This window comes from Mesorhizobium sp. B2-5-13, from assembly GCF_006440535.1.
GTDB lineage: Bacteria > Pseudomonadota > Alphaproteobacteria > Rhizobiales > Rhizobiaceae > Mesorhizobium > Mesorhizobium salmacidum.
Map to the genome: position 1 here is coordinate 225,345 of NZ_VFUI01000003.1, position 26,843 is coordinate 252,187.

General features: G+C 63.6%; 20 protein-coding genes. 16 read left to right on the top strand and 4 right to left on the bottom strand.

Annotated elements, in window-relative coordinates; genetic code table 11:
* Nucleotides 1-72 precede the first annotated feature (72 nt).
* The 13 genes from FJ434_RS07225 (at nt 73) to FJ434_RS07285 (ending at nt 13,220) form a co-directional block, all read left to right on the top strand.
* A complete protein-coding gene (locus FJ434_RS07225; protein WP_140745372.1) occupies nt 73-852 on the top strand; it encodes a proton-conducting membrane transporter in 780 nt (259 codons plus the stop codon).
* 168 nt (nt 853-1,020) lie between these two features.
* Nucleotides 1,021-2,163, top strand: coding sequence for an aminodeoxychorismate synthase component I (locus tag FJ434_RS07230; protein ID WP_140745370.1), 1,143 nt, complete (start codon nt 1,021-1,023; stop codon nt 2,161-2,163).
* On the top strand, nt 2,112-2,774 hold the full coding sequence (locus FJ434_RS07235; protein WP_140745368.1) for an aminotransferase class IV family protein: 663 nt from the start codon (nt 2,112-2,114) through the stop codon (nt 2,772-2,774). The genes FJ434_RS07230 and FJ434_RS07235 overlap by 52 nt, the downstream gene beginning before the upstream one ends.
* 19 nt (nt 2,775-2,793) lie before the next feature.
* Complete coding sequence (locus tag FJ434_RS07240; protein WP_140712786.1) at nt 2,794-3,081, top strand: YciI family protein; 288 nt, start codon at nt 2,794-2,796, stop codon at nt 3,079-3,081.
* Complete coding sequence (locus FJ434_RS07245) at nt 3,078-4,007, top strand: DUF3445 domain-containing protein (RefSeq protein ID WP_140745366.1); 930 nt, start codon at nt 3,078-3,080, stop codon at nt 4,005-4,007. Before FJ434_RS07240 ends, FJ434_RS07245 begins: the two co-directional genes overlap by 4 nt.
* A 1-nt stretch (nt 4,008) precedes the next feature.
* Nucleotides 4,009-4,728, top strand: coding sequence for a hypothetical protein (locus FJ434_RS07250; RefSeq protein ID WP_140745364.1), 720 nt, complete (start codon nt 4,009-4,011; stop codon nt 4,726-4,728).
* A gap of 210 nt (nt 4,729-4,938) precedes the next feature.
* A complete protein-coding gene (locus FJ434_RS07255) occupies nt 4,939-6,384 on the top strand; it encodes a homospermidine synthase (protein ID WP_140745362.1) in 1,446 nt (481 codons plus the stop codon).
* A 187-nt stretch (nt 6,385-6,571) separates the two neighbouring features.
* Nucleotides 6,572-6,952 carry a hypothetical protein gene (locus FJ434_RS07260; protein ID WP_027146250.1) on the top strand — a complete coding sequence of 127 codons (381 nt, stop codon included), beginning with the start codon at nt 6,572-6,574 and terminating at the stop codon, nt 6,950-6,952.
* A gap of 190 nt (nt 6,953-7,142) precedes the next feature.
* A complete protein-coding gene (locus FJ434_RS07265; protein ID WP_140745360.1) occupies nt 7,143-9,197 on the top strand; it encodes a bifunctional UDP-sugar hydrolase/5'-nucleotidase in 2,055 nt (684 codons plus the stop codon).
* Nucleotides 9,198-9,343: 146 nt separating this feature from the next.
* On the top strand, nt 9,344-10,405 hold the full coding sequence (gene hemH, locus FJ434_RS07270) for a ferrochelatase (protein WP_140745358.1): 1,062 nt from the start codon (nt 9,344-9,346) through the stop codon (nt 10,403-10,405).
* 52 nt (nt 10,406-10,457) lie between these two features.
* On the top strand, nt 10,458-11,669 hold the full coding sequence (locus FJ434_RS07275) for an FAD-binding oxidoreductase (protein ID WP_140745356.1): 1,212 nt from the start codon (nt 10,458-10,460) through the stop codon (nt 11,667-11,669).
* A gap of 121 nt (nt 11,670-11,790) precedes the next feature.
* Nucleotides 11,791-12,741 (top strand): SPFH domain-containing protein, encoded by a 951-nt coding sequence (locus tag FJ434_RS07280; RefSeq protein WP_140504234.1) that lies wholly within the window; start codon nt 11,791-11,793, stop codon nt 12,739-12,741.
* Between the two features lie 14 nt (nt 12,742-12,755).
* Nucleotides 12,756-13,220 carry an NfeD family protein gene (locus tag FJ434_RS07285; RefSeq protein WP_140712798.1) on the top strand — a complete coding sequence of 155 codons (465 nt, stop codon included), beginning with the start codon at nt 12,756-12,758 and terminating at the stop codon, nt 13,218-13,220.
* Between the two features lie 202 nt (nt 13,221-13,422).
* Here the strand turns inward: FJ434_RS07285 and FJ434_RS07290 are convergent, their stop codons facing one another.
* Entirely contained in the window at nt 13,423-14,424 is a 1,002-nt protein-coding gene (locus tag FJ434_RS07290) for a KpsF/GutQ family sugar-phosphate isomerase (protein WP_140712800.1), read from the bottom strand.
* 249 nt (nt 14,425-14,673) lie between these two features.
* Between FJ434_RS07290 and FJ434_RS07295 the strand changes: the two genes are divergently transcribed.
* A complete protein-coding gene (locus FJ434_RS07295; RefSeq protein WP_181165811.1) occupies nt 14,674-16,449 on the top strand; it encodes an outer membrane beta-barrel protein in 1,776 nt (591 codons plus the stop codon).
* An 82-nt stretch (nt 16,450-16,531) separates the two neighbouring features.
* On the opposite strand, the gene galU is transcribed toward FJ434_RS07295, so the two are convergent.
* A complete protein-coding gene (galU, locus tag FJ434_RS07300) occupies nt 16,532-17,446 on the bottom strand; it encodes a UTP--glucose-1-phosphate uridylyltransferase GalU (protein WP_181165829.1) in 915 nt (304 codons plus the stop codon).
* Between the two features lie 203 nt (nt 17,447-17,649).
* On the opposite strand from galU, the gene FJ434_RS07305 reads away from it, so the two are divergent.
* Both FJ434_RS07305 and FJ434_RS07310 read left to right on the top strand, forming a co-directional pair.
* Nucleotides 17,650-18,873: a lytic murein transglycosylase gene (locus tag FJ434_RS07305; protein ID WP_140745350.1), complete on the top strand. Its 1,224-nt coding sequence runs from the start codon at nt 17,650-17,652 to the stop codon at nt 18,871-18,873.
* Between the two features lie 31 nt (nt 18,874-18,904).
* A complete protein-coding gene (locus FJ434_RS07310; RefSeq protein WP_140745347.1) occupies nt 18,905-20,137 on the top strand; it encodes a DUF459 domain-containing protein in 1,233 nt (410 codons plus the stop codon).
* Between the two features lie 121 nt (nt 20,138-20,258).
* Here the strand turns inward: FJ434_RS07310 and FJ434_RS07315 are convergent, their stop codons facing one another.
* Both FJ434_RS07315 and gltB read right to left on the bottom strand, forming a co-directional pair.
* Nucleotides 20,259-21,713: a glutamate synthase subunit beta gene (locus FJ434_RS07315; RefSeq protein WP_140745345.1), complete on the bottom strand. Its 1,455-nt coding sequence runs from the start codon at nt 21,711-21,713 to the stop codon at nt 20,259-20,261.
* A 142-nt stretch (nt 21,714-21,855) separates the two neighbouring features.
* Entirely contained in the window at nt 21,856-26,589 is a 4,734-nt protein-coding gene (gene gltB, locus FJ434_RS07320; protein ID WP_140745343.1) for a glutamate synthase large subunit, read from the bottom strand.
* Nucleotides 26,590-26,843: the final 254 nt, after the last annotated feature.

Genomic DNA, 26,843 nt, shown 5'->3' on the forward strand with positions numbered 1-26,843 from the left:
CGGAACCATCATCGAGTAGTCCTGCGCCGAAGGTCTTGACCCACGGCAGACGGATCTGACTGGAGAGAGACAATGGGCACTTTTTTCTACGTGGTCCTGGCGTTCCTGGTAGGCGTGTTGGTCGGCTGGTTCATCTGGGGGCGTCTGCGCGGTGAACTCGACAGTTTGCGCGGCGACGTCGATCGCACCCGCAGCGAGCGCGACAAGCTGCGCGCCGACAGCGACCGCCTGACCGGCGAACTCAATGCATGCGGCAAGACCCGCTCCGATCTCGAGCGTCAGCTGCGCGAGGCGCAGGCCTCGTCGGGCGTCGGCGGAGCAAAGGCGTCAAGTCAGCCACCGGCAGCCCTGATGTCGACGCCTGCCGTTGGCAAATCCGCTTCGGCGACAGCCAAGCCAGCCGCCGCGAAGGCCGCCCCGGCAAAGACGGCGCCGAAGCCTGCGGCGGCCAAATCCGCAACTGCTTCGGCAGCGGCGGCCAAGGCTTCGCCGACCAAGGCTCCAGCAACCAAAACTCCGGCGAAGACCTCGGCCGCGCCCAAGGCAGCGCCCGCCGCAAAGAAGGCCGCAACAGCAGCAGCCAAGCCGGCGTCGGGCAAGCCCGACAATCTGCGCCGGCTGATCGGCATCGGCCCGGTCAACGAAAAACTGCTCAAGGCGCAAGGCGTTACCAGCTTCGCCCAGATCGCCGCCTGGACATCAGCCGACATCAAGCGGATCGAGGACGTCATGAACTTCGACGGCCGCATCGCGCGCGAACGCTGGATCGAGCAGGCCAAGCTGCTCGCCGCCGGCAACGAGGCCGAATTCGCCAGGCAGTTTCCAACGGCCGGAACCGCCAGCAACACCTGAACGATGGGGACCATGTGGCGGCGGCGCCAAGGGCGCCGCCGCCTTCTTTTTGATCGCAAGGTTCGATGCGGCAAAGGTCGGCTTTGAGGGACAGGGTGCCGTTCCCTCGATTGCGTGCGCCCGGCCCTCCATATAGAGCGATCGTCGGCTACATCGATCCCGGTTCCCATGTCCCTGCCCGCCGCAATTTTCCGCAACGACGAAAGCGCGCGCCAGCTCGTTTTCGAGCGGCCGGCCAATGTTATCGTCGCGCATGAGGCCAAGGATTTCCCGGCCGCGTTGCAAGCAGCGCAGGCCGCACACGACGCCGGCAAATGGCTGGCCGGTTATTTCTCCTACGAGGCCGGTTACCTGCTCGAGCCGAAACTCGTTCCCCTGCTCCCGGGCCGGCGCCGGGCCCCGCTGGTCTGCCTCGGGGTCTTCGATGCTCCCGATGAAGAGGCGGTGCCGCCGCCAAGCACGCAGACCAACGGCCCGATCTTCGATGCAAGGGCGACGTGGTCGTTCGAGGACTACGAGAAGCGGTTCTCGCGGCTGCACCGGCACATCAGGCAAGGCGATTGCTACCAGGGCAACCTCACCTTTCCGGTGCAAGCGCAATGGTCCGGCGATCCGCTCGCCGCCTTCGACGCGCTGACCGAACGCCAGCCGGTGAAATATGGCGCGCTGGTCGCGCTCGGCGATCCCATCGTTCTGTCGCGCTCGCCCGAACTGTTCTTCGAGATCGATGCGGCTGGGAGGATCGAAACGCACCCGATGAAGGGTACCGCACCGCGCGGCGCGACAAGGGACGAGGACGAGCGGCAGAAGAATTTCCTGCGCAACGACGAGAAGAACCAGGCCGAGAACCGGATGATCGTCGATCTCCTGCGCAACGACATATCGCTGATCAGCGAGGTCGGCACGCTGGAGGTGCCGGAACTGTTCCGCATCGAGACCTACCCGACCGTGCACCAGATGGTGAGCGACGTCAGGGCCCAGCTGCTGCCCGGCCTCTCGATACGCCAGATCTTCGCGGCGCTGTTTCCCTGCGGCTCGATCACCGGCGCGCCGAAAATCCGCGCCATGGAGATCCTGCACGATCTCGAAGGCACGCCCCGCGACGTCTATTGCGGTGCCATCGGTTGGATCGCACCCGGCGGCACGATGCGCTTTTCCGTGGCGATCCGTACCATCTCGCTCTTTGCCAGCGGCGAGGCTGTCTACAATGTCGGCGGCGGCATCGTCTTCGATTCGGTCGCGGAAGAGGAGTACCAGGAATGTCTGCTCAAAGCCCGCTTCGCGACGGGGACGCCGCCGATTTCGAGCTGATCGAGACCATGCGCTGGGAACCCGCCTCGGGTTTCCTGCGCCTCGATCGCCATCTTGCACGTCTTTATGGATCGGCGGCGGAACTGGGCTTCAGCTATGATCCGCAAAAGGTCGGCGAAGCCCTGAGTGGCGCGGTCGATCGATCACCCATCGCCATGCGTACGCGGCTCGCTCTGTGGCGCGATGGCGAGGCCAACGCCTCGGCGCAGCCCTATGAACCGCTTGCCGCCGACAAGGTATGGGCGCTGCGGCTGGCACGGACGAGGCTCGCTTCGAGCAACATGCTGCTGCGCCACAAAACCAGCTGGCGGCAGCTCTACACCCATGCCCGCTCCGAATATCTCATCCCCCAGGCCGATGAGGTGTTGCTGGCCAACGAGCGCGGCGAAATCTGCGAAGGCACGATCACCAATGTCTTCGCCGATTTCGGCGACGGCATCCTGGCGACGCCCCGGCTCGATTGCGGCCTGCTGCCTGGCGTATTGCGCGCGGTGCTTCTGGATGAAGGCCGCGCCACTGAAGCGATCTACAGCTTGGATGACCTGAAATCCGCCAAGGCGCTGTTCGTCGGCAATTCGCTGCGCGGGCTGATCCCCGCCAGGCTGGCGTGACCCAAGCCCGGAGAATGCAATGTTCGTCGTGTCGCTGAACTACAAGGTGCCGCTCACCGAGATCGACCGCTTGGCGCCAGGCCATATCGAGTGGCTGGAAGCCTGTTACGCCGAAGGCATCTTCGTTGCGTCCGGGCCTAAGCGGCCAAGAACCGGCGGCGTCATCATCGCACGCTGCTCCCGCGAAGTGCTCGATGCCAGGTTGGCAGCCGATCCTTTCGCCCAGGCGGGCGCCGCCGACTACGACATCACCGAATTCACAGCGCGGATGACCGCCGCCGGTTTGGGCTCGTTCAAAGAGGCATGAGTTTCCGGCAACCTACCCACACGCCCTATGATGGCTCGTCGAAACTCTTCACCATCGGGCTGAAGCCGCTCGACCCCGCGAACTGGATCGAGGTCGACGGTCACCTGCTGCCCTATCTCGCCGAAAAGCGCCGGCTCTATGACGAAATCCCCGCGCGCGTCTTCGTCGAGGAGGACGGCACGCGCGCTGCCCAGCAAGAGGTGCTCGACTTGCTCGCCGCCTACCTGCCGGAAAGATTTCCCGACACCCACCGGCGCAGCGATGCGGGCGTTGCGGTCGTGGGCACGACGAGCCATCCCGCCATCCCTTCCAGCCTCATCGGCGCTCCCTTGGTCGCGGCCTCGCTGCTGGTCCAGGAAGACCTGATCCTCATGCGGCGGGGCGAAGACGGCTGGCGTCTGGCCGCGGGTTCGCTGTGCTTTCCTTCGTCCTGGGCGCTCACCGAAAAATTCGGCAGGCCGCTGCAGCGGATCCACGAGCCGGTGCCGGGCTTCGGCCCGGGCACAAGGCCGGCCGATCTCATCAACCGGATGTTCGATGGCCTGCAGGGCCAGGCCGTCGAGCGTTACAATTGGTCGATCCAGTCAGGCGACGCGCTCTACCATCCGTTGTCCAATGTCGAGCGCATCGACCGCGCGGCCAGCCGGCCGACGCGTTTCCGCGACGGTGACGTCAAGGCGCACGCCTTCATCCGCGTCGAGCGTCAGACGCTGCGCAAACTGCCGGCTTCGCGCGATGTCCTGTTCACCATCCGCATCCATCTCGACCCGCTCGCCGTGCTGGCGCGGCACCCGGAACGGGCAACGCTGGCGGTCTCCTTCGCCGACCAGCTCATTGCGCTGGACCAGACGCAGCTTGACTACAAGGGCCTGACCGCCGACCGTGACAGACTGGCGGATTATCTGAAAGCCATGGCCCGGGGGTAAAATGTCTGTTCGCAATCTGCCACCGCTTGTCGGCGCGCTTGTCTTCGTTGTCGCGGCAGCTCAAGCCGAGCCTGTGACTTATGCCGGCAAAATCGGATCAGCCGACATCGTCGTCGAATTCACCAGCGATCCGTCGGCGTCGGACGGGCCGCTCGCCGGACGCTATTTCTACCGCTCGCAAGGTGTCGACATCCCACTGCAGGCTAGGCCGCGCAAAGGGCGCCGGTTCGAACTGGCGGAGGAGGAAGTGTGCGGCGCCGAGCAATGCGGCAATGGTCAGGCAGCACCCGCCGCAGCCATCTGGCGCCTTGCCTCGGCTGACAAGGGCAAGACGCTGGAAGGCACCTGGAACGGCAAAAAGACGCGGCCCGTGAAACTGACCCGGATCTCGGCCCGCGAACAGACGCAGACGCCGGCTTCGCGCCCGTTCGACCTCCATGATTTCACCGAAACTAAATTCTTCGGCGACGACGCGCCGATCAAGAAGCGAACGGAGCCGACGGATGCCGGTTTCGAGGCTGAATGCGGCACCGACGAACTGATTGGCGAATATCTCGCCGCAAGCGTCAAACGCGACGGCGACACGCAACGCCTGGTCTTTGGACTGCAAAGTCTTCCTCATGCCATCCAGGTCTGCGGAGGCGACTTTCTGGAATTGCCCGCCGCCGATGCCAGCGCCCTGTTGAAGCCGGAATTTGCACGATTGCTTGGCCAATTATAGCCAGGAAAGCGCATCGAGAGCGCAGTGGCCCAGTCGGCCGCGGCAGGTTGGCGTCCTTAACCAAGTGGCCAATGGTGCCCGGGCTGTGGTTGGCGCTTTTTGCTGGTTTGTGACAATGATCTGTGATGTAGCGCATGGCCGCCGGCCAAAAAATGCCCGGTTTTGCGCGTGTTTCCCGGTTTCCTGGGTTTTGAAGGAGTGCTCGATAAAATGGCGAATGAAAACTGGCCCGTTTACGGTGAGATCACCGGCCCCGTGGTGATGATCGGCTTTGGTTCGATCGGACACGGAACGCTGCCGCTCATCGAACGCCATTTCAAGTTCGACAAGTCGCGCATGACGGTCGTCGATCCGCGCGATACCGATCGCAAGCTGCTCGACGAGCGCGGCATCACCTTCGTCCAGGAAGCGGTGACCGTGAAGAATTACAAGAAGCTTTTGACGCCGCTGCTGACCAATGGCGGTGGCCAGGGCTTTTGCGTCAACCTGTCGGTCGACACCGGCTCGGTGGACCTGATGCGACTCTGCCGCAAGCTCGGCGTGCTTTACATCGACACCGTCGTCGAGCCCTGGCTTGGCTTCTATTTCGACGCCAAGGCCGACAATGCCAGCCGCACCAACTATGCGTTGCGCGAGGCGCTGCTCAAGGAAAAGCACGACAAGCCCGGCGGCGCCACCGCCGTCTCCACCTGCGGTGCCAATCCCGGCATGGTGTCCTGGTTCGTCAAGCAGGCGCTAGTTAATCTGGCCACCGATCTTGGCATGGAGTTCTCCGAGCCGGCGCAGGAAGACCGCGAGGGCTGGGGGAAACTGATGAAGAAGGCCGGGGTCAAGGGCATCCACATCGCCGAACGCGACACCCAGCGCACCAAGAAGCCCAAGCCGATGGATGTGTTCTGGAACACTTGGTCGGTCGAGGGCTTCATCTCCGAGGGATTGCAGCCGGCCGAGCTCGGCTGGGGCACGCATGAGACCTGGATGCCCAAGAACGGCAAGAAGCACAAGCACGGCTCCAAGGCCGCGATCTATCTGGAGCAGCCTGGCGCCAACACCCGCGTGCGCTCCTGGTGCCCGACGCCGGGACCGCAATATGGCCTGCTGGTGACGCACAACGAGGCGATCTCGATCGCCGATTTCTTCACCGTGCACTCCAAGAAGGGCAAGGTTCAATACCGCCCGACATGCCACTACGCCTATCATCCCTGCAACGATGCCATGCTGTCGCTGGACGAGATGTTCGGTGCCGCCGGCAAGCCACAGCCGGTGCACCACGTGCTCGACGAGAACGAACTGGTCGACGGTGTCGACGAACTCGGCGTCCTGCTCTACGGCCACGACAAGAATGCCTACTGGTACGGTTCCCAGCTGTCGCTTGCCGAGGCGCGCAAGCTGGCCCCCTATCAGAACGCCACCGGCATGCAGGTCACCTCGGCGGTTCTGGCCGGCATGGTCTGGGCGCTGGAAAATCCGGCCGCCGGCATCGTCGAGGCCGACGAGATGGACTACAAGCGCTGCCTGGACGTGCAGTCGCCCTATCTCGGACCGGTCAAGGGCTACTATACCGACTGGACGCCGCTCGACAGACGCCCGGGCCTTTTCCCGGAAGACCTCGACCGCAGCGACCCGTGGCAATTCCGCAACATCCTCGTCCGATAGCATCACCCGGACCATGTGCCATTGCCTTGCAATCGCCCGGAAATCGGGCGATTGAAGGGATGCGGCCTGGGGTGGCGATGTGCGTCCGTTGGACGCTTAAAGCATACCCCAGCACTTTGGACGTTCGCGTCGTGCTTCCCAGAAATCGGCCCGATTTTTGGACCGACGCGTTTGGAGAGGATTTCATATGACGATTGCGCGCAAAGTTCTTTCGATGGGCATGGCGGGTGCCCTTGCCTCGATGCTTGCTGCCTGTGCCACCAGCGGTCCCGACCAGCCGCCGATGGCTGCCACGCCGAAAGGCGTCGAAGGTTCCTGGATCGATGCCAAGGGTACCGGCCTGTCGACCTTCACCGGCGGCGGCACCTTCACGACCGTCGCCACCGACACGGGACAGAAGCTTGCCGACGGCAGCTACACAATGACCGGCGCCACGTCGGTGCAGATCAACGGCACCTCGCTGATCCGCCAAACCCCGGTGAGCTTCAATTGTCTGATGGTGTCTACCAGCCAGCTCAACTGCACCAGCTCCGCCGGCCAGAATTTCGTGCTGACGCGGCGCACCTGAACCCGGCGAACATTCCAGTCACAAAGGACGGCGGCCGCTTGGTCGCCGTCCTTTTTTTGCGCCTGGAAAGACCGCCGCATTTCCGCTTGCGTCAGCCGGAACGCGATGGGAACATGATCGAAACGCTGGCTGTAATATCCCAGTCAAGCAAGGGCGTAGACGCGTCCGATCAGCCTACCGGGAGACGAAGATGAAGAAGCTTGCCGCCATTGCCGCCCTTTCCGCGTCGACGCTTGGCCTGTCGGCCGGGGCATCCTTTGCCGACTACACACTGAACATCCTGCACATCAATGACTGGCACAGCCGCATCGAAGGCAACAACAAATATGAGTCGACCTGCTCTGCTGAGGAGGAGACCAAGGGCGAGTGCATCGGCGGCGCCGGCCGGCTGATCACCGCCATCGCCCAGGAACGCAAGAAGCTGGAAGGCCAGAACGTGTTGCTGCTCAGCGCCGGCGACAATTTCCAAGGCTCGCTGTTCTACACGACCTACAAGGGCAAGGTCGAAGGCGAGTTCCTCAACGACATGAAGTTCGACGCCATGGCGCTCGGCAACCATGAATTCGACGACGGCGAAGCCGCCCTTGCGCCCTTCCTCGACATGATCAAATTCCCGGTGCTCGGCGCCAACGTCAAGGCAAACGCGCAGTCCAAGCTCGGCGACCGCGTCAAGCCGTCGATCGTGATCGAGGTCGGCGGCCAGAAGATCGGCATCATTGGCGCCGTCACCAACGACACGCCCGAACTCGCCTCCCCCGGCCCCAACATCACGATCGAGGACGACGTCAAGTCGATCACGGCCGAAGTCGAGAAACTCAAGGGAGAAGGCGTCAACAAGATCATCGCCGTCACCCATATAGGCTACAACAGGGAACGCGACATCATTGCCAAGATCCCCGGCATCGACGTCGTGGTCGGCGGCCACAGCCACACGCTCCTGTCCAACACCGATCCGAAGGCGGCTGGCCCCTACCCGACCATGGTCGACAACCCTGGCGGCTACAAGGTTCCGGTGGTGCAGGCGGCGTCCTATTCGAAATATCTCGGCGAGTTCAAGGTGGTGTTCGACGACAATGGCGTCGTCAAATCGGCGAGCGGCGACCCGATCTATCTCGACAAGTCGATCACGCCCGATCCCGCGGTGCTCGCCCGCATCAAGGAACTCGGCGCGCCGATCGAGGCGCTGAAGAACAAGGAAGTGGCCGAGACCACCGACGTGATCGACGGCAGCCGCGAAAGCTGCCGCGCCAAGGAGTGCGAGATGGGCAATCTCGTCTCCGACGCCATACTCGACCGCGTCAAGGGACAGGGCGTCGAGATCGTTATCTCCAACGGTGGCGGCCTGCGCGCCTCGATCGACAAGGGGACCGTCACCATGGGTGAGGTGCTGACCGTGCTGCCGTTCCAGAACACGCTGGCGACCTTCCAGATTTCCGGCAAGGATCTGGTCGCCGGGCTCGAAGCCGGTCTCAGCCAGATCGAGGACGGCGCCGGCCGCTTCCCGCAGGTCGCGGGGCTCAAATATTCCTTCGACAGGTCGGTCGCGCCCAATGCCGGCCGCGTGAAGTCGGTGGAGGTGATGGAAAACGGCGCCTGGACGCCGATCAATCCCGACAAGGATTATCTGGTCGCCACCAACAACTATGTCCGCCAGGGCGGCGACGGTTACAAGGTCTTCGCCGAAAAGGCCAGGAATGCCTATGATTACGGCCCTGGCCTCGAACAGGTCGTCGCCGACTATCTCGGCGCCCACCGGCCCTATACGCCAAAGCTCGACGGCCGTATCACCGAGATCGCCGCGACGACAGCGGCAGCTCCCGCCGCCGAGCCGGCCAAGCCTGCCGAACCAGCAAAGCCCGCGGAGACCGCACCGGCAGCGCCGGCACCGGCCGAAGCCGCCAAACCGGCCGCACCGGCGATGCCTGAACTGCCTGCCAACTCAGGCGATATCGCCAATACGCCGCCAGCCATATCGACGGAAAAGGCACCCCCGCCGCCGGCACCTGCCGAGACCGCCCCCGCGCCTGCCGCTCCCGCTTCGGCGGCGCCAGCAGAACCGACAACGCCCGCTGAAGCCGCGCCAGCCACCGGCAACCATGTCATCGTGGCCGGCGATACCTACTGGGATCTGGCAAAGAAAGCCTATGGCGATGCGACCAGGTGGAAACTCATCTATGAGGCGAACAAGGGTCAAAGGCCGCATCGGCTTGTGCCGGGCGCGACACTGACCATCCCCGCGAAGTAACCTCATTTCGCTTCCGGCGAGAACACCCGCCTGGGAAACCTGGCGGGTGTTCTTTTTCCAGACGGAAAGGCGGTATGGTGCGGCCAGACGCAGCATTGAAAAGCGGCGCGCCATCGCTAGTTTCACGCCGTCTCCGGAGAACCCTTATGACGCCTACCAATGTTGTCGACCCCAAGACGGTCAAGCCGGTCGCCGCGACGGCGGGACACGCGCCGGCCAGGGCCGGCAAGGTCGGCGTCATGCTGGTCAATCTCGGCACGCCCGACGGTACCGAATTCAAGCCTATGTGGCGCTATCTCCGCGAATTTCTGTCCGACCCGCGCGTCATAGAGCTCAACAAGGCGATCTGGTATCCGATCCTCTATGGGCTGGTACTGACCACGCGGCCGAAGAAGTCGGGTGCCAACTACGCCAGGATCTGGAACCGGGAGAAGAACGAGTCGCCTTTGCGCACCTACACGCGCGCGCAATCCGAAAAGCTGACCGGGGCATTGCGCGACTTGCCCAATGTCATCGTCGACTGGGCGATGCGTTACGGCAACCCTTCGACATCAAGCGTCGCCGAAAGGCTGGTGGCGCAAGGCTGCGACCGCATCCTGAGCTTTCCGCTCTATCCGCAATATTCGGCGACGACGACCGCCACCGCCAACGACCAGTTGTTCCGGGCGTTGATGAAAATGCGCGCGGCACCTGCGATCCGCAGTGTGCCGCCCTACTATGCCGAGCCGGTCTACATCGAAGCGCTCGCCAGTTCGATCGAACGGCATCTGGCGACGCTCGATTTCGAACCGGAGGTGGTCATCACCTCCTATCACGGCATCCCGAAACCCTATTCCGACAAGGGCGATCCCTACCGGGCGCATTGCCTGGAGACGACGCGGCTGCTGCGCGAGAAACTCGGCTGGGGCGAGAACAAGCTGATCACCACCTTCCAGTCGCGCTTCGGGGCGCAGGAGTGGCTGCAGCCCTACACCGACAAGACGGTCGAGAAACTGGCCAAGGACGGCATCAGATCGATTGCCATCGTCAATCCAGGCTTTTCCGTCGACTGCATCGAGACGCTGGACGAGATCGGCCGCGAAGCAGCCGAGACCTTCCATCATGCCGGTGGCGAAAACTTCGCCCACATTCCTTGTCTCAACGACAGCCCCGAGGGCATGGCGGTGATCGAAGCAATGGTGCGGCGCGAACTGTCGGGCTGGGTCTGACGCCGGAACAACACAAGCTCCGAAGCGTTGAGCAGCGCCTCCGGAGAATTCAATGCTCCGCAAACTCGACCTCAGCACTGGCCGGCCCGTCTGGTCCGCCTATCGGGCGCCCGCGGTGCCGACGGGCAGTCTGATCCGGGACGTCAAGGCCGATGTGCTGATCGTCGGCATGGGCATCAGCGGCGCCATGATGGCCGAGGCGCTGACAGCGGATGGTCACTCCGTGATCTGCATCGACCGGCGGGGGCCGCTGAAAGGATCGACAGCGGCAACCACGGCGCTGGTGCAGTTCGAAATCGACCAGCCGCTTTCGGCTCTGTCGAGGATGATTGGCACGGCCCAGGCACGGCAGGCCTGGCGACGTTCGCGGCTGGCTATTTCCAATCTCGCCGCCCGCATCGCCGAACTCGGCATCAAATGCGGCATGAGCCGCACCCAATCGCTCTATTTGGCCGGTACCGCGCTCGGCCCCTCGGAACTCCGGGACGAAACCGAGGCGCGGCAGATGGCCGGCATCGGCGCGACCTATCTCACACCGGCGCCATTGGCCGAAACATTCGGCATCGATCGCGCTGGCGCCATCCTAAGCCATGGCAACATCGCGCTCGACCCGCGCAAGCTGACGGCCGGGTTGCTACTCAAGGCTCGGGAGCGCAAGGCACGTCTCTATACGCCGGTCGAAGCGGCGGCGATCAAGGACAGTGCCGACGAGGTGATCGTGACGACCAGGGATGGCCCCGCCATCACGGCACGGCATGTTGTCCTGGCCACGGGTTACGAACTGGTCAACATGGTGCCGGCGGCTGCTCACCGGGTCATATCGACATGGGCGATCGCAACCCGCCCGCAAACGCGAAAACTATGGCCGGGTGCGGCGTTTATCTGGGAAGCTTCCGATCCCTATCTCTACGTCAGGGCAACGGTCGACGGCAGGGTCATCTGCGGCGGCGAGGACGAGGATTTCATCGACGAGACGCGGCGCGATGAACTGATCGGGGACAAGAGCGCACGCATCGCCGCAAAGCTAGGCCTGATGTTTCCGCATCTCGACGTCAGGCCCGAATTTGCCTGGGCCGGCTCCTTCGGCATCACGACGTCAGGCCTGCCCTATATCGGCGCCATTCCCAGGCACCCGCGCATCCACGCCGTGTTGGGTTATGGCGGCAATGGCATCACCTTCTCGCGGATCGCTGCGGAGATCGTCTCGGCGTCGATCGACGGGCTTGAAGACACGGATGCAAGCCTGTTTGCCTTCAACCGCTGAGTGTATACTCGCAAACAATCCCTCATCACATGATTGTAACGTTCTTGAAACACACTTAAGTCTTTGGTGAAGTTGGCTGCGCGGGAATGGCTTGCGCGGCCTGCCTCTGAGGGAGAGCCAAATGGATTTCAGTGGTTTCGATATTGCGATCGTTGTTCTTGTCGCGCTTGTCGTGCTGGTGCTGTTCAAGGGCATCAAGACAATTCCGCAGGGATACAACTATACCGTCGAACGCTTTGGTCGTTATACCAAGACACTGAGCCCCGGCCTCAACCTCATCACGCCGTTCGTCGACCGCATCGGCGCCAAGATGAACATGATGGAACAGGTGCTCGACGTTCCGAGCCAGGAGATCATCACCCGCGACAACGCCATCGTCGGTGTCGACGGCATCGCTTTCTACCAGATCCTCAATGCGGCACAGGCCGCCTATCAGGTTGCCGGCCTGCAGAACGCCATCCTCAACCTGACGATGACCAACATCCGTACCGTCATGGGCTCGATGGACCTCGATGAGCTGTTGTCCAACCGCGACGCCATCAACGAGCGCCTGCTGCGCGTCGTCGACGAGGCGGCGCACCCGTGGGGCATCAAGATCACCCGCGTCGAGATCAAGGACATCAACCCGCCGGCCAACCTCATCGAATCGATGGGCCGCCAGATGACCGCCGAGCGCAACAAGCGCGCGCAGATCCTGGCCGCCGAGGGCCTCAAGCAGTCGCAGATCCTCGAAGCCGAGGGCCGCAAGGAAGCCGCCTTCCGCGATGCCGAGGCGCGCGAACGCTCCGCCGAAGCCGAAGCCCGCGCCACCCAGGTCGTGTCGGAAGCGATTTCCAAGGGTGACGTGCAGGCGCTGAACTACTTCGTCGCCCAGAAATACACCGAGGCGCTGGGCAAGATCGGCACCGCCACCAACAGCAAGATCGTGCTGATGCCCTTCGAGGCGTCGTCTCTGATCGGCTCACTTGGCGGCATTGGCGAAATCGCCAAGGAGGTCTTCCGCAGCGAAGGCACGACCGGTGCGCAGAGGCAGGCAGCCCGCCCGCCGGTGGTCCGCCCGAGCGAGAATTGAGATAGGCCACTCTCATGATCGACCGCATCGTTTCTGAACTCGGCCCGTGGAACTGGATGGTCCTGGGCTTCGTGCTGCTGGTGGTAGAGGTCATCGCGCCGGGCTTCTTCATGCTTTGGATCGGCATCGCCGCTCTGATCGTCGGCGCGGTGTCGCTGCTGGTCTGGGGTGCCGCCATTTGGACATGGCAGGTCCAGGTGCTGCTCTTCCTCGTGCTGTCGCTGGTTTCAGCCTTTGCCGGCAAGAAACTCATGGGCGGACACGACCAGCCGAGCGATCAGCCGCTGCTCAACCGCCGTGGTGCGCAGATGATCGGCAGGATGGCGACGCTCGCCGAGCCGATCCGTGACGGCCGCGGCCGCATCAAGCTCGGCGACACGCTGTGGCGGGTTTCCGGCCCGGATTTGCCCGCCGGCACACAGGTGCGCGTCACCGCCGCTGCCGACACCGACCTGGAATTGACGGTGGAACAGGTCTGAGTTTCCGGCCCCCAATACCTGAATAGCACCGGCACGAGGTGTGTTGAGATTCAGGTCAGGCCGAGCCGAGAATGGTGGCTTCCGAGAACCGGAGCGGAGCGGGCATTAAGTCCGTGAGCTCAGTTCTACTGCGACGCAGTAGAACGGGGAAGCGCAGGAGGCTGCCGTCCGCAGGCCGGCCTGACCTGAATACCGACACGCCTTAGGCAGCGCCGATGCGCAACAGGTCATGGAAATGCACCACGCCCAGCGGCATGTTGTTCCTGGTCACCACCAGCGCGCCGATATTGTGCTCGTTGAGCAGCGCGATGGCCGTGCCTGCAAGCGTCTGCGGGTCGACCGTCTTGGGCGTGCGGGTCATCACGTCGTCGACGATGACGTCGGCCAGGTTGCGGTGCAGGTTGCGCGCGACATCGCCGTCGGTGATGATCCCGGCCAGTTCGCCATTCGCGTCGACGATCAGAACGCAGCCGACCTTCTTCTGCGACAATGTCATCACAGCTTCCGGCATTTTGGTGCCGAGCGAAGCCAGCGGCATCTGGTCGCCGGCCCGCATGATCTCGGAGACCATGGTCAGGTTGGCGCCGAGCTGGCCGCCGGGATGGAAGGTGCGGAAATGGTCAGGCGTGAAGCCGCGCGCCTCGAGCAGCGCGATCGCCAGCGCGTCACCGATGACCAGTTGCAGCAGCGTCGATGTCGTCGGCGCCAGGCCATGCGGGCATGCCTCGGGGGTGCGTGGCAAAAGCAGCACCACGTCGGCCGCGCGCGCCAGCGCCGACGTCTCTCCGGAGGTCACGGCGATGAGCGGGATGGAGAAACGCCTGGAATAGGCGACGATGCCCATCATCTCCTTGCTCTCGCCCGACCACGAAATCGCGATGACGGCGTCGTCCTTGGCGATCATGCCGAGATCGCCATGATTGGCCTCGACGGGGTGGACGAAGAAGGCCGGCGTGCCGGTCGAGGCCAGCGTCGCCGCGACTTTCGACCCGATATGGCCGCTTTTACCAATACCGGTGACGATGAGCCGGCCCTCGATCTTCGAGATCATCTCGACGGCCTGGGCAAAGGGTGCTGCCAGTCCGTTCTCGAGTGCCTCGGCAAGGGCCGCGATCCCGGCCTGTTCAGTTGCCACCGTTCTCAGCGCCGATTCGATCGACGCTTGCCTGTCCAGAGGCTTCTTATCGAGAGGTCTCGCATGCATGGATCATGCGATTAGCGCTTTGCCGCCCGCCTGTCCAACGGAAATGGCCCTCCGGCATCAAGGTCGAGTGTGCGGCGGTTGGAGCAAGGACAAGGATCAAGACAGAGGGCACGACCCGGACCGGCATTGTCGCCCGCGAAAATCGCGTTCGAGCCGGGGGGGATGCGTGCCGCCTCAACCCTCCATTAACCATCCCCATTTACGGTTCGGTAAGTATGGCGCGCATGCGCCGCGCAAGCAGTGGTGGCGATGTCCGGGGTCCAGCCAGAAAAATTGAGAGGACGACGGGACAAGGCGGCCTGCGCCTTGCTGCTGGCGACCAGCATCCTTGCCTTGCTGCGCCCTGCGCCCCTCCATGCCCAGGAAACGGAACTGCGTGGAGAAGTATCCGAATCGGCGATCCTGTCCGACCAGCAGCGCAAGGCGGGAAGCCTGGTTCTCGCCCAGCAAACGGCGGCCAACGCTGACGCGCGGGACAACGCGCCGGCGCGCACCTATTTGCCGGCCAGCGCCGACGCCGTGCCTGACGACACGGACGCCGCGAACTCGACCACCAGCGTCTTCGACCCGCCTCAGGCTAGCGACGATACCTCCGCTGATGCGCCGACGCAGCCCAAGCCGCGCCGCACTTCGACCGCCAGGAAGAATGCGGCCGACAAGGCAAAGGACAGGGCGGCCGACAAGTCGAAGAAGAAAAAGAGCACTACGGCGGCTACGGATCCAACCACCACTGCCACGACGGCCACAACGGACGACACCGACAGCATCGCGGCGGACCAGGACGCGGCCAACCGCCGTGCACTCACCATCGACAGTGCGGACAGGCAGAAACTCGACGCTGGCGCCGAGCGCACCACTGCGATCGAGGGCCGGAACAAGAAACCCGAGGACGATCCGTTCGCCGCCACCGGGGTCAAATGGGGCTCCTTCGTCATCCGGCCGACCATCGAACAGGGATTGACGGCCACGACGAACGGCGACTCGAGCAGTGCCGGAACATCGGCGCTGCTGTCCGAGACGGCGCTGCGCTTTACCGCCGCTTCCGACTGGCGTGAAAACTCCGCGACCATCGACGGCTACGGCATTTTCCGCGAAACGGTGTCGGGCTACCGGGTTCACGATGCGCAGGGCCGCATCGAAGGCCAGCTCAATGTCGACCTCGACAAGGAAATGCGCGCCATCGCCAAGCTCGGCTACGAAGCCGTGCCGGAATCCGCGTCTTCGCCCGATGCCATCGCCGGCGTCAGCACCCAGCCCCTGCGGCAGTCGATCGACGGCAGCATCGGCGTCGAGAAGGCGGTCGGCAAGATGCAGTACACATTGACCGGGGCGGTCTCACACGACTTCTATGGCGACGCCAAGCTCTCGGACGGCACCTCGCTGTCGCAGAAAGACCAGGACAACACGCTCTACACAGCAACCTTGCGCACCGGCTACGAGATTTCCCCGGCGCTCACGCCCTTCACCGAAATCGAGGTCGGCCGCCGGGCCTACGACCAGCGCATCGACAATGAAGGCTTCGAGCGCTCCTCGACGCGGCTTGGCGCCCGCGCGGGCCTGCAGCTCGACATGGGCGAGAAGCTGTCGGGTGAATTCTCGGCCGGCTGGCTCAGGGAAGCCGTCGACGACAAGAGCCTGGAAGCGATTTCGGGGGCCACCGTCAACGCGGATGTCAAATGGTCGCCGCAACGCGGCACCATCATCGGCTTGACCGGCAAGACAACTGTCGAGACCACGACCACGTCAGGCGAAAGCGGCGATATCCTCTACTCCGGACGCCTGACGGGCGAACGTGTGATCCGATCCAATCTTACCGCGAATGCGGCTCTGGGCCTGGACTGGCGCGACTATGTCGGCATCGACGGCCATGACAGGATCTTGAGCGCGGAGGCCGGACTGACCTGGTGGCTGAACCGGTATGCCGGCCTCACCACCCGGGTGAGAACCGAGAAGCTGACCAGCAACCTGCCCGGCCGCGACTACACCGCCAACAGCATCTACCTCGGCGTGAAAGTGCAGCGCTGAAGGCCTATAAGCTTCGTTATCCTGGGGTCTCCGCGACGTCGCTACGCTCCTGCTTTGCCCGAGGATGACGAAAGTGCGGTGACTAAAATGCGGCCCCGCGGCGCTCGGATGGGCTCACCTCGTCGAGAAGCGTGCGGATGACGCCGGCCATGTTCTCATTCATGTCGCTGCGCCACAGCGCGAAGGCGACATTGGCCTCGACAAAACCCTCCGGCGAACCGCAATCGAAGGTGCGGCCCTGATAGTGATAGCCGTAGAAGGCCTGCTGCTTCTCCAGCTTCAGCATCGCGTCGGTGAGCTGGATCTCGTTGCCGGCGCCCTTCTCCTGCCCCTCCAGAATCCCAAAAATCTCGGGCTGCAGGATGTAGCGGCCGTTGATGTAGAGATTGGACGGCGCCGTGCCGGTCTTCGGTTTTTCCACCATTTCGGTGATACGGAACCCGTGATGCGTGTCTTCGCCGCGCCCGACAATGCCGTATCTATGCGCCTCCGCCGGATCGCATTCCTGCACGGCGATGATGTTGTTGCCGGTTTCCTCATAGAGCTCGACCATTGCCTTCGTGCAGCTCTTCTCCGACTGCATGATCATATCCGGCAACAACAGGGCGAACGGCTCGTCGCCGACCAGTTCGCGCGCGCACCAGACGGCATGGCCGAGACCCATCGGCACCTGCTGGCGGGTGAAGCTGGTCTGCCCTGGCGCCGGCTGCAGCCGTTGCAGGCGAGCAAGCTGCTCGTCCTTGCCGCGCTGTGCCAGCGTGTCATAGAGCTCGAACTGGATATCGAAATGGTCCTCGATGACCGCCTTGTTGCGGCCGGTGACGAAGATGAAATGCTCGATGCCCGCCTCGCGCGCCTCATCGACGACATACTGGATGACCGGCCTGTCGACGACGGTCAGCATCTCCTTGGGAACGGCCTTGGTGGCCGGGAGAAACCGCGTGCCGAGACCGGCGACCGGGAAAACTGCCTTGCGAACTCTCTTCATGCCTTCAATTATCCGTTTGCTGGCCAGCTCCGCAATCCCCGTCTCGCGACATTTTCACGCCGGAATTGAAGATTACTGGGGCAACTGAGGGGAAACTTCCACCGGTTAAAGCACCCAGGTGTCTTTTCGTTCCAGGCGACGCCTATGGTAAACTAATTCCTAACCCGGTTCGGCGATGAATGGTCTTTCCTGAGACAGAGAAGGAGGAAAAGATGTCCGTTCGCAATGCCGCAAAACGTTTCGCCAGCGTCATGACGGCGGCCAGCCTCTCGCTCGCTTTGCTGGTGCCGACCGGGCCGGCTTTCGCCGACGCCGGTTTCCGGCAATGGGTTGCCGGGTTCCGCGCCACCGCCATGGCGGGCGGCGTTTCCGGCTCCGTCTACGACCAGGCTTTCAGGACTATCAACGAGCCCGATCCGGTGGTGTTGGAAAAGGCCCGAACGCAGCCCGAATTCACCGCCCCCGCCTGGGATTATTTCGACAACCGCGTCCATGATCAGTCCGTCGCCGTCGGGCAGCAAATGGCGAAAAAGTGGAAGCCTTGGCTGGACAGGATCGAGGCAAGGTTCGGCGTCGACCGCTATGTTCTCCTGGCCATCTGGTCGATGGAATCGAACTATGGCGAGATCCTCAAGCGCGACGACATCATGCGCAACGTCATCCGTTCGCTGGCGACTTTGGGCTACGGCGACGCGAAACGTTCGAAATATGCCCGCACCCAGTTGGTCGCGGCGCTGAAGATCCTGCAAACCGGCGATATCGACGAGAGCCACCTGATGGGCTCCTGGGCGGGCGCCATGGGCCAGACCCAGTTCATCCCGACCAGCTACCAGCATTATGCCGTCGACATGGATGGCAACGGCAAGCGCGACATCTGGAATTCCATCCCCGATGCGCTGGCGACGTCAGCCAACCTGCTCAAGAAGAATGGCTGGCAGGCCGGAAAGACCTGGGGCTACGAAGTCACGTTGCCGGCAGGCAAATTGCCGGGCGGATCGAAGACGCTGGCACAATGGCAGGCGCTCGGCGTCGTCAGGGCCAGCGGCAAGCCGTTCAAGAACCTCACCGACAAGGCGACGCTGAAAGTGCCGGACGGGCGTGGCGGACCAGCCTTCCTGATGGTCAGGAATTTTTCGGTCATCAAGGCCTACAACAATGCCGACAAATACGCGCTGGCCGTTGGTCTGCTTGCCGATGAGATCGCCGGCGGCAGCGGCCTGGTCCAGGATTGGAACCGGCCTTTCACCAAGCTCAGCTTCGAGGAACGGCAGGAGTTGCAGAAGCGACTTTCCCAGCATGGCCTTTATGATGGCAAATTCGACGGCAAGATCGGCGACGGCTCGAAGACGGCCATCATGGCCTATCAGGCAAAGGTCGGCTTGACCCAGGATGGCTATCCGAGCTTGGAAGTGCTGAAATGGCTCAGGCAGAAATAGAGCCTGACGAAGTTGAGTAGGGAGGGAGCGATTGGTTTGGCCTGCGCGCATCGGCACGTTCGTTCGTCGCATGCCGGTGCTGATCCTGGCCTTCGCCGTGCTCGCCATTGCCGTGGCCGGCGCCGTCCATGCCCCAGCCATGGCGCAGGAGCAGCCGCAGCAGAGCCGAGGCTGGTCGTTGCGCGACCTTCTGTTTCCGCGCCGCAGCGAGCGGATCGAGCCGCCGCCGGACATCCAGCAGGCGAGGCCTAAGCCGAAGAAGAAACCTCGTGCGCCACGTCCACCCGAGGAGCCGGCAACGCCCGTGGTCGAAAAGGCGCCGGACGCCCGCACCGTCTTGGTGGTCGGCGACTTCATGGCGACGGGGCTCGCCGAGGGTCTGGACGAAGCCTTCGCCGAGAATACCGGTGTCAGGATCATTGTCCGCGGCAATGGCTCGTCAGGCTTCGTGCGCGATGATTTCTACAACTGGCCTGAACAGATCAAATCGCTGATCGAAACCGAAAAACCCGCCGCGGTGGTCGTCATGCTGGGGTCTAACGACCGCCAGCAGATGAAGGTCGGCGACGTGCGCGAGCAGCCTCGTTCCGAAAACTGGACCAAGGAATACGAACGCCGTACCGATGAGTTCGGCAAGGCAATCGCCACCGCCAAGGTGCCTTTCCTGTGGGTCGGCATGCCGGCCTTCCGGGTGCCGAAGATGACCTCGGACATGCTGGCCTTCAACGACATCTACCACAAGGCGGCCGAAAGCCACGGCGGCGAATTCGTCGATGTCTGGGACGGCTTCGTCGACGAGAACGGCGCCTTCATTACCAGCGGCCCCGACATGAACGGCCAGCCCGTGCGGCTACGCGCCGATGACGGCATCAACGTGTCCAAGGCAGGCAAGCGCAAGCTCGCCTTCTACACCGAAAGGCCGCTGCTGAAGATCCTTGGACTGGCAGCGCCCGGAAGCGTGGCACCGGCGGCAGCGCCGGCGGGCGCACCCGTCGAAGCACCGGCTCCGGCGGCCGCACCTATCGTCATCGATCGCACCCAACCCATGCTGCTCAGCGATCCCGCGCTCGACGGCGGCACCGAATTGCTCGGCGCTGCCCCGCCGCCGAAAGCCAATCCAGCTCTTCCCGGGGAAAGGCTGGTGATCGAGGGCAAGGCACCGGAGGCGTCGCCCGGACGCGCCGATGATTTCTCATGGCCGCCGAAGGCAAGTCCAGCAGCCGCGGCGGCAGCAAGCGACACCACGACGGCGATCAGCCCCTAGAGCAATTGCAGGAAAAGTGTGTAACGGTTTTCCCGGGAAAAGCGCGTAGCGCTTTCCCTAGGGAATTGCGTAAAGCAAAGAGTTAGAGCATGTTAGCGAGTCTATCAAACGCTGAACCGCTCTAACGCGGCAGGACGGTCGTCCCCATCAGCGCCTCGTCGATCGAGCGTGCCGCCTGGCGGCCTTCGCGGATCGCCCAGACAACCAGCGACTGGCCGCGGCGCACATCGCCCGCCGCGTAGAGCCGGTCGACGCTGGTCCTGTAGTCGCGGTCGTTGGCCTCGACATTCCTGGAACGGCGGCTGTCCGTGGTGATCTTCATCTCACCCTCCAGTTCCGCCGCAACCCCTCCCATCGCCGGGCCGGCAAAGCCGATGGCGATGAAGGCAAGATCGGCGCGGATGACGAATTCGGTGCCGGCGATCGGCTTGCGCTTCTCGTCGACCTCGCAGCACTTGACGCCGGTGAGCTGGCCTTCCTCGCCGATGAATTCGAGAGTCGCCACCTGGAATTCGCGTTCGGCGCCCTCAGCCTGCGAGGACGAGGTACGCATCTTCGTTGCCCAGTAGGGCCAGACGGAGAGCTTGTCTTCCTTCTCGGGCGGCTGCGGGCGGATGTCGAGTTGGGTGACGCGCACCGCACCCTGGCGGAAGGCGGTGCCGACGCAGTCGGACGCGGTATCGCCGCCACCGACGACGACGACATGCTGGCCACCGGCGATGATCGGATGCGACGGCCACGCCACGGACTGGATCGGCTCGCCGCCGACGCGGCGGTTCTGCTGCACCAGATAGGGCATCGCGTCATGCACGCCGCCGAGATCGTCACCGGGAATTCCGGCGGCGCGCGGCGTTTCCGAACCGCCGCAATAGAGCACGGCATCATGTTCGGTCAGCAGTTCCGCGACGGGCTTGTCGACGCCGACATTGACGCCGCAATGGAAGGTGACGCCCTCGCCCTGCATCTGTTCGACGCGCCGATCGATATAGTGCTTCTCGATCTTGAAGTCGGGAATACCGTAACGCATCAGCCCGCCGGGGCGGCTCTCGCGCTCGTAGACATGCACGTCGTGGCCAGCGCGGCCAAGCTGCTGGGCGGCCGCCATGCCGGCCGGGCCGGAGCCGATGATGGCGACCCGCTTGCCGGTCTTCTTCTCCGGCGGATAGGGCCTGATATGCCCGGTCTCGTAAGCCTTGTCCGCGATCGCCTGCTCCACCGTCTTGATGGCGACGGGAATGTCCTCGAGGTTGAGCGTACAGGCTTCCTCGCAGGGTGCCGGACAGATGCGGCCGGTGAACTCCGGGAAATTGTTAGTCGAGTGCAGGTTGCGGATCGCGTTGTCCCAGTCCCTGTTGTAGACGAGATCGTTCCAGTCGGGGATCTGGTTGTGGATCGGGCAGCCCGTCGGCCCGTGGCAGAACGGAATGCCGCAATCCATGCAGCGCGCGGCCTGTTTCTCGACCTCCTTGTCCGACATCGGCAGCGTGAACTCGCGGAAGTGCCGAATGCGGTCCGAGGCTGGCTGGTACTTGTGCACCTGCCGGTCGATTTCGAGAAAGCCTGTTACCTTGCCCATAGTCCAGTTCCTGCTGTCCAGATGGTGCGGTTTTCGCCGCACCCGTTAACCTCTTGAGGCAGCCATGGCAACCTTGAGCCCGAGGTCAAACTGTCGATGAAAGGGGCCGGGAAGCCTGGGCTCCCCGGCAATTCTCAAAAATCTATTCGGCCGCGACGCCCATGCGCATGCGTTCCATCTCGATCAGCGCGCGGCGGTATTCGACCGGCATGATCTTGCGGAATTTCGGCCGGAAAATCGTCCAGTCGTCGAGGATCTCGCGGCCGCGCACCGAACCCGTATAATGCACGTGGTTCGAGATCAGTTGGTAAAGCCGCTCCTCGTCGTGGCTGGTCATGTCGCCCGACACGTCAACGCGACCCTTGTGATCGAGGTCGCCGCCATGGTGCAGCAGCTTTTCCATGAGGTCGTCTTCTTCCGGAACCGGCTCCAGCTCGACCATGGCCATGTTGCAGCGCTCGGCGAAATCGCCCGCCTCGTCCAGCACATAGGCGACACCGCCCGACATGCCGGCGGCGAAGTTGCGGCCGGTTTTGCCGATGACGACGACGACGCCGCCGGTCATGTATTCGCAGCCATGGTCGCCAACGCCTTCGACGACGGCTGCCACGCCCGAATTGCGCACGGCGAAACGCTCGCCCGCTACGCCGGCGAAATAGGCCTCGCCCTCGGTCGCGCCATAGAGCACCGTGTTGCCGACGATGATGGAGTCGGCCGCGACGATCCTGGCCTCTTGCGGCGGCCGGATGACGATGCGTCCGCCCGACAGGCCCTTGCCGACATAGTCGTTGCCGGCACCGACGAGCTCGAACGAGATGCCGCGCGCCAGAAAGGCGCCGAAGGACTGCCCCGCGGTTCCGGTGAGCTTGACCTGGATCGTGTCCTCGCGCAGGCCCTTGTGCCTGAAGCGCTTGGCCACCTCACCCGACAGCATGGCGCCCGTCGAGCGGTCGACATTGCGGATGTCGACTTCGATCTTGACCGGCTGCTTGGTCTCCAGCGCGGGCCTGGCCAGTTCGATCAGCTTGCGGTCGAGCACATCATCGATCGGGTGCTTCTGCCGTTCGGTCCAGTGCGCCGCTTCATGCGGCGCATCGGGCTTGTAGAACATCTTCGAGAAGTCGAGCCCGCGCGCCTTCCAGTGCTGGATCACGTCGCGCTTTTCCAGAAGGTCGGCGTCGCCGATGATCTGGTCGATATGGGTGAAGCCCATCTCGGCGAGCAGCGCCCGCACCTCTTCAGCCACGTAGAAGAAGAAGTTGATGACGTGCTCGGGCGTGCCCTTGAAGCGCTTGCGCAGCACCGGGTCCTGCGTCGCCACACCGACCGGGCAGGTGTTGAGGTGGCACTTGCGCATCATGATGCAGCCGGCCGCGATCAGCGGCGCGGTCGAGAAGCCGAACTCGTCGGCGCCGAGCAGCGCGCCGATGATGACGTCGCGCCCGGTGCGCAAACCGCCATCGACCTGCAGCGCCACGCGTGAGCGCAGGCCGTTCAGCACCAGCGTCTGGTGCGTCTCGGCAAGACCCATTTCCCACGGGCTGCCGGCATGCTTGAGCGAGGTCAGCGGCGACGCGCCGGTGCCGCCATCATAGCCCGAAATGGTGATGTGGTCGGCGCGCGCCTTGGCGACGCCCGCCGCGACCGTGCCGACACCGACTTCCGACACCAGCTTGACCGACACGTCGGCCGCCGGATTGACGTTCTTCAGATCGTAGATCAGCTGCGCCAGGTCCTCGATCGAGTAGATATCGTGGTGCGGTGGCGGCGAGATCAGGCCGACGCCAGGCGTCGAGTGCCTCACCTTGGCGATGGTGGCGTCGACCTTGTGGCCTGGCAACTGGCCGCCCTCGCCGGGCTTGGCGCCTTGCGCTACCTTGATCTGCATCATGTCGGAGTTGACGAGATATTCCGCAGTCACGCCGAACCGTCCCGAAGCGACCTGCTTGATCGCCGAGCGTTCCGGATTCTTGCCGCCGCCAGGCAGCGGCAGGTAGCGATCGGCCTCTTCGCCGCCTTCACCGGTGTTCGACTTGCCGCCGATCTGGTTCATGGCACGTGCCAGCGTGGTGTGCGCTTCCCTGGAAATCGAGCCGAACGACATCGCCCCGGTCGAGAAGCGCTTGACGATGTCGGCCGCCGGCATCACGTCGTCGAGTGCGACCTTCGTGCGGCCGGTCTCACCCGCCAGCTTGATCTTGAACAGGCCGCGGATGGTCTGGGCGCGGGCCGTCTCGCTGTCGATTTGCGCCGAATAGTCCTTGAACGTCTCCCACGATCCCTGGCGCACCGCGTGCTGCAAGGTGGCGACCGCGTCGGGCGACCACATATGCGCCTCGCCGCGCATGCGGAACAGATATTCGCCGCCGACCTCCAGGCTGTTGCGCAGCACCGGATCGCTGCCGAAACCGTCCGTGTGGCGACTGACGGTTTCGCCTGCGACCTCATCCAGTCCGACGCCTTCGATCAGCGTCGCGGTGCCGGTGAAGTATTGCTGCACGAAATCCGACTTCAGCCCGATAGCGTCGAATATCTGCGCGCCGCAATAAGACTGATAGGTCGAGATCCCCATCTTGGACATCACCTTGAGGATACCCTTGCCGATCGACTTGATGTAGCGCGACACCACTTCATAGGCGTCGACCTCTTCCGGCAGTTCGCCGCGCTTGTGCATGTCGAGCAGCGTGTCGAAGGCGAGATAGGGATTGATCGCTTCCGCGCCATAGCCGGCGAGGCAGCAGAAATGATGCACCTCGCGCGGCTCGCCGGATTCGACGACCAGGCCGACCGCGGTGCGCAGTCCCTTGCGGATCAGGTGGTGGTGCACGGCGGCCGTCGCCAGCAGTGCCGGAATGGCGATGCGGTCCGGCCCGAGCTGGCGGTCGGACAGGATGATGATGTTGTAGCCGCCGGCGACCGCCGCTTCGGCCCGCTCGCACAGACGTTCGACGGCGCCCTGCATGCCGGCAGCGCCCTCGCTCGATCCATAGGTGATGTCGATCGTCTTGGTGTCGAAACGGTCCTCGGTGTGGCCGATGGAGCGGATCTTCTCGAGGTCGCCATTGGTCAGGATCGGCTGGCGCACCTCGAGGCGCTTGCGCCGCGAATTGCCGACTAGGTCGAAGATGTTCGGCCGCGGTCCGATGAAGGACACCAGGCTCATCACCAGCTCCTCGCGGATCGGGTCGATCGGCGGGTTGGTGACCTGGGCGAAGTTCTGCTTGAAATAGGTGTAGAGCAGCTTCGACTTGTCCGACATCGCCGAGATCGGCGTGTCGGTGCCCATCGAGCCCACCGCTTCCTGGCCGGTGGTCGCCATCGGCGACATCAACAGCTTGGTGTCTTCCTGGGTGTAGCCGAACGCCTGCTGGCGATCGAGCAGGCTGACATCCTTGCGCAGCGCGCGAGGCTCCACCGGCTTCAAATCTTCCAGGATGAGCTGCGTATTGCCAAGCCAGGTCTTGTACGGGTGCTTGGTCGCGATCTCCGACTTGATCTCCTCGTCGGGGACGATGCGGCCCTTGGCCAGGTCGATCAGAAGCATGCGGCCGGGCTGCAGCCGCCACTTCTGGACGATCTTTTCCTCCGGCACCGGCAGCACGCCGGCTTCCGAAGCCATGATGACGCGGTCGTCATCGGTGACGATGTAGCGTGCAGGGCGCAATCCATTGCGGTCGAGCGTGGCGCCGATCTGGCGTCCATCGGTGAAAGCGACCGCCGCCGGCCCGTCCCACGGCTCCATCAACGCCGCATGGTACTCGTAGAAAGCCTTGCGGTCGGCATCCATGAGCTTGTTGCCGGCCCAGGCTTCCGGGATCAGCATCATCATGGCGTGGCTGAGGCTGTAGCCGCCCTGGAACAGGAACTCGAGCGCGTTGTCGAAGCACGCCGTATCGGACTGGCCGTCATAGGAGATCGGCCAGAGCTTCGAGATGTTGTTGCCGAACAGTTCGGAATCGACCGACGCCTGCCTGGCAGCCATCCAGTTGTTGTTGCCGCGCACGGTGTTGATCTCGCCATTGTGCGCGACCATGCGGTAGGGATGCGCCAGCTTCCACGATGGGAAGGTGTTGGTCGAGAAGCGCTGGTGGACGAGGATCAGCGCGGTCTCGAAACGCGGGTCCTTGAGGTCCTTGTAATAGGCGCCGACCTGATAGGCCAGGAACATGCCCTTGTAGACGATGGTGCGCGCCGACAGCGACACGCAATAGGCGCCGATGTCCTTGTTGTCGTTCTCGGCGTAGATGCGGCCCGAGATGACCTTGCGCAGCAGATAGAGCCTGGCCTCGTATTCCTCGTCGTCGGTGATATCAGCCGTGCGGCCGATGAAGACCTGGCGGTGGAAGGGCTCGGACGCGACGATGTCAGCCGCCTTCGACAGCGACGAATTATCGACGGGCACGTCACGGAATCCCAGCAGCGGGAGCCCTTCGGACTGCGCCGATTCCGCGATGATCTCTTCGACATGGGCGCGAAGGATGGCATCTTGCGGCATGAACCAGTGTCCAACGCCATACTGGCCTACCGGTGGCAGATCAATCCCTTGGGCCGCCATCTCCTCACGGAAAAAAAGATCCGGAAGCTGCACCAGCACGCCGGCGCCATCGCCGACCAGCGGATCGGCACCGACGGCGCCGCGATGCGTCAGGTTCTCGAGCACCGCAAGCCCGTCCTTGACGATCTGATGCGACTTCACGCCCTTCATGTTGACGATGAAGCCGACACCGCAGGCGTCATGTTCGTTGCGCGGATCGTAGAGTCCCTGGGCGGTGAGGCCGCCGGTGGTCGTGCGATTTTTGGTGGAGGTATTTTTGACGGCGGCCGCTTTCGTCTGCGCGGCCTGGCCGTTCGTCGCAGAGAGCGTCAATTCCGTCATCGTCCTGTCCTCCGTTCCGCGCCACTTGGCCTTGGTCAGCCTGGGGGCGCTGGTTTGCCTTGGCGAGCACTTGGGCTCGCCCTTCATCCTTGCGGCACGTCTTGCGAAATCGCCGAACCAAGCGGCGCGCCGCTGGTTCACATCCGGTATCGTACAGGCCAGAGCTGGTCCGTCCACCTGTCGCTCGCGGCAAAAGCCGGAGTGGCCTAAACGATACGCCAATCCAGCCTGTTTTGTGCGACAAAATAAGACAG